This is a genomic window from Kitasatospora sp. NPDC057198 (genome assembly GCF_042670125.1).
Lineage (GTDB): Bacteria > Actinomycetota > Actinomycetes > Streptomycetales > Streptomycetaceae > Kitasatospora.
Genome location: NZ_JBHUWH010000601.1, coordinates 1 through 4,141 on the forward strand (window position 1 = coordinate 1; position 4,141 = coordinate 4,141).

Below are 4,141 nucleotides of genomic sequence, written 5' to 3' on the forward strand. Positions count from 1 at the left end.
CCTCGGGGCCGGGTGCTCGTCCGTCGGTGCCCGTCAGTGCCTGTCGGTACCCGCCTGTCGATACCCGTCAGTGCCCGGCGGCACCGGCGGGAACAGCACCGGCGGGAACAGCACCGGCAGGCACGGCACCGGCGGGCACGGCACCGGAGGCGATGTCCGGCGCGGTGAGGCTCATCGTGGTGGGGCCCTCGCGGCGGTCGGCGAGCAGGTGCAGGCGCTGGACGCCCTCGGCGCCGGGCTCGCCCAGCGGGGCCAGGCAGGCGCACGGGTCGTTGGCGAAGCCCGCGAACCGGTAGGCGATGTCCATCATCCGGTTGCGCTCGGTCTGCTTGAAGTCGGCGACCAGGTGGACGCCGGCCCGGGCGGCCTGGTCGACCAGCCAGTTGAGCAGGACGGCGCCGGCGCCGAAGGTGACGACCCGGCAGGAGGTGGCGAGCAGCTTGAGGTGCCAGACGTCGGGGTGGCGCTCCATCAGCAGCACGCCGACGGCGCCGTGCGGGCCGAACCGGTCGCTCAGGGTGACGGTGAGGACCTCGTGGTCGGGGTCGGCCAGCAGGCCGCGCAGGGCAGCGTCGGAGTAGTGGACGCCGGTGGCGTTCATCTGGCTGGTGCGCAGGGTGAGTTCCTCGACCCGGGAGATGTCCTCCTGGTCGGCGCGCTTGATCTCCATGACCAGTTCGAGGGTGCGCAGGAACTCCTCGTCGGGGCCCTTGAAGGTGTCCTTCTCGGCGTCCCGGAGGAAGCCGGCCTGGTACATCTCGCGGCGGCGCCGGGAGTCGACGGTGACGATCTCGGGGCTGAACTCGGGCAGGCCGGTCAGTTCGCCGGCCTGGTCGGCCCGGTAGCAGCGGACCTCGGCGGCGTGGTAGTTGACCTCGGCGCGCTCGGAGGGCAGGTCGTCGATGAAGGCGATGGTCTTCTCGGCGAAGTTCAGCCGCTCGGCGATCGCCCGGACGGCGTCGGACTTGCGGCCCCAGCCGATCTGCGGGTACACGAAGTACTCGGCGAGGCCGAGGTCCTCCAGGCGCTTCCAGGCGAGGTCGTGGTCGTTCTTGCTGGAGACCGAGTGCAGGACTCCCCGGGAGTCCAGTTCGACGATGGTGTCGCGGATTCCGGGGAACAGCTCGACGTTCGGGTCCTCCAGCAGGGTGCCGTCCCAGACGGTGTTGTCCAGGTCCCAGACCAGGCACTTCACGATGGTTGGCTTCTCAGCCACGGGGTTCTCCTACCAGCGTCGTTCGGATGGTGGTCGGATGGCGGTGGTCGGCGGGCGCGGGGGTCAGTCGACGAGCGCCAGCGCGTGATCGGCCAGGATCAGCCGGCAGATCTCGTTGCTGCCCTCGATGAGCTCCATGAGCTTGGCGTCGCGGAACGCCCTGGCCACCACGTGCCCGTCGGCGGAGCCGGTCGACCCGAGGAGCTGGACCGCGGTGGCGGCGCCCCGGGCGGCGTGGCCCGCGCTGACGTGCTTGGCGAGGACGGCGGCCAGTCCCATGTCGGGGGCGGCGGCGTCCCACTGGGCGCTGGCGTGTTCGCAGACCCGCTGGGCGACCTGTTCGGCGGCCAGCAGGTCGGCGAGGTGGCCGCGGACGAGCTGGTGCTCGGCGAGCGCGGTGCCGCCCTGCCGGCGGTGCTTGGTGTGCCGGGTGGCGGCGGCCAGGCAGGCCCGCAGGATGCCGGCGCAGCCCCAGGCGATGGAGACCCGGCCGTAGGACAGGGCGGTGGTGAAGAGCATCGACAGCGGCTGCCCGCCGCCGCCCAGCACGTGGTCGGCGGGCAGCCGGACGTTGTCGAGGCGGATGTTGGCGTGTCCGGCGGCCCGGCAGCCCATCGGGTGGGGCACGAGTTCGACGTGCACGCCGGGGGCGTCGACGGGGACGACCGCGGCGGCGGCGCCCTCGCCGTCGCCGTGCCGTCCGATGACCAGGACGAAGTCGGCGTAGCGGGTGCCGGTGACCCACTTCTTCTCGCCGTCGATGACGTAGCCGTCGCCGTCGGCCTTGATCCTGGTCCGCATGGCGGCCAGGTCGCTGCCGGCGTCGGGTTCGCTGAAGCCGACGGCGGTGAGCTTGCCGCCGGTCAGTTCGCCCAGGAAGCGGCGTCGCTGGTCGCGGTCGCCGAAGCGCTGCACGGTCCAGGCGACGATGCCCTGCGAGGTCATGATCGAGCGCAGCGAGCTGCACAGGGTGCCGACGTACGCGGTGAGTTCGCCGTTGTCGCGGCTGCTGAGCCCGCGGCCGCCGTGGGTCGCCGGGACCTGCGCGCAGAGCAGTCCCTCGGCGCCGAGGGTGCGCAGCAGGTCGCGCGGGAGTTCGCCGGTGACGTCCCAGTGGGCGGCGCGGGTGCCGACGAGCCCGCCGATCAGGGCGCGCTCGTCGGCGAGGCCGTCAGGCATTGCCGGCCGTTCCGTCGTCCTTGAGGCGGAGCACCAGGGCGGCCATGCCGGTGACGGTGCGGAAGTTGTCGAGCTTGAGGTCGGCGCCGACGATGGCGATGTCGTAGGCGTCCTCGAGGTGGACGACGAGCTGCATCGCGAACATCGAGGAGACCACGCCGGAGGCGAACAGGTCCTGGTCGAGCTCGATGTCGGTCTTGATGCGCTCGGTGAGGAAGCCGAGGATCTCCTTCTGGAGGGTCTCGGTGCTCAGCGGGGTGCTCGCGTGCACGGTCATGACGCGACCTTTCCGTAGTCGTAGAAGCCCCGGCCGGTCTTCCGGCCGAGGTGGCCGTCCCGCACCTTCTCGAGGAGCAGGTCGCAGGGGCGGCAGCTTTCGTCGCCCCGGCGCTCGTAGAGCACGTTGAGCGAGTCGACGAGGTTCTCCAGGCCGATCAGGTCGCCGGTGCGCAGCGGGCCGGTGGAGTGGCCGAGGCAGCCCTCCAGGAGGCCGTCGACGACCTCGACGGAGGCCACGCCCTCCTGGACGAGCATGGCGGCGGTGTTGATCAGCGGGTGCAGCAGGCGGTTGATGACGAAGCCCGCCGAGTCGTCGATGACCAGGGACTCCCGGCCGAGGACGGCGAGCAGTTCCACGGCCCGCTCCAGGACGCCGGGTTCGGTGCGCGGGCCGCGGATCACCTCGACCATCTTGATCATGTACGAGGGGTTCATGAAGTGGACGCCGACGAGTTCCTCGGGGCGGTCGATCCACTCGGCCATCTCGTCGATCGGGATGCACGAGGTGTTGGAGATCAGCACGGTGCCGGGGGCGACGGCGCGGGAGACGGCGGTGAGCACCTCCCGCTTGACCTTGTCGACCTCGGTGACGGCCTCGACGACGGTGGTGGCGTCCGCGATCGCGTCCAGCGAGACGCTGGTGGTCAGGGTGCCCTGCGGGCGGCCCTCGGGCAGGACTCCCATCAGCTGGGCGTGCCGCAGCTTCTGCCGGATGGTCTTCCGGGCGGTGGCCAGCACGTCCTCGTCCAGGTCGACCAGGACGACGGGGACGCCGTGGCCGAGGGCGAGGGCGGAGATGTTGGTGCCCATCACGCCGGCGCCGATGATGGCGAGGCGGTGCTCCTGATATGCGGTCATGGGTTCTTCCCTGCGGGTTGGTGAGCCGGTTCCTTGGCCGGCCGGCCCGGACGGGCGGCGCGGTGGTACGGGGTGCTGGTACGGGGTGGTGGTGCGCGGATGGTGGTGCGCGGTGGTGCTCGAGTGGTGGTGCGGGGCCGCTCGCCGGAGCGGGTGCGTTCAGGCGCGCAGCCGGGCGGCGAGGGCGGTCGGGGTGGGGTGCTTGAACACGTCGCCGAGTTCGAGGGCGGTGCCGGTGAGTTCCTCGACCTTCTGGGCCAGGACGGCGGCGAGCAGCGAGTGGCCGCCGGAGGCGAAGAAGTCGGTGTGGGCGGTGGCCTCGGTGCCGGTGAGCAACTGCTGCCAGATGCCGACGAGTTCCCCGAGCAGGGGGTCGTTGCCGGGGTCGGGCGCCTCCCGGTCGGTGTCCTGGTCGAGCGCCTTGCGGGCGAGGGCGAGCAGCGCGTCGCGGTCGGGGCGGCCGTCCGGGGTGCGGGGCAGGGCGGTCCGGCGCAGGAGCGTCCAGGGGGTGTCGGGGAGGTCGGGGGTGCCGTCGGGGGTCTCGGCGACGGCGACGACGGTGTGCCCGCCGTCGGGCCGGGGCCCGGCGAGGGCGGCGGCGGCGGTGAC

General features: G+C 72.3%; 5 protein-coding genes. All 5 read right to left on the bottom strand.

The window, feature by feature from the left end:
- Positions 1–67: 67 nt before the first annotated feature.
- On the bottom strand, positions 68–1,216 hold the full coding sequence (locus tag ACFUEL_RS36290; RefSeq protein WP_380241944.1) for an HAD-IIIC family phosphatase: 1,149 nt from the start codon (positions 1,214–1,216) through the stop codon (positions 68–70).
- A 63-nt stretch (positions 1,217–1,279) separates the two neighbouring features.
- Positions 1,280–2,395, bottom strand: coding sequence for an acyl-CoA dehydrogenase family protein (locus ACFUEL_RS36295; RefSeq protein WP_380241946.1), 1,116 nt, complete (start codon positions 2,393–2,395; stop codon positions 1,280–1,282).
- A complete protein-coding gene (locus tag ACFUEL_RS36300) occupies positions 2,388–2,672 on the bottom strand; it encodes an acyl carrier protein (RefSeq protein WP_380241948.1) in 285 nt (94 codons plus the stop codon). Before ACFUEL_RS36300 ends, ACFUEL_RS36295 begins: the two co-directional genes overlap by 8 nt.
- Positions 2,669–3,532: a 3-hydroxyacyl-CoA dehydrogenase family protein gene (locus ACFUEL_RS36305; RefSeq protein ID WP_380241949.1), complete on the bottom strand. Its 864-nt coding sequence runs from the start codon at positions 3,530–3,532 to the stop codon at positions 2,669–2,671. The genes ACFUEL_RS36300 and ACFUEL_RS36305 overlap by 4 nt, the downstream gene beginning before the upstream one ends.
- A 159-nt stretch (positions 3,533–3,691) precedes the next feature.
- The coding region (locus ACFUEL_RS36310; protein WP_380241951.1) for a phosphopantetheine-binding protein at positions 3,692–4,141 on the bottom strand (450 nt) is incomplete at its 5' end.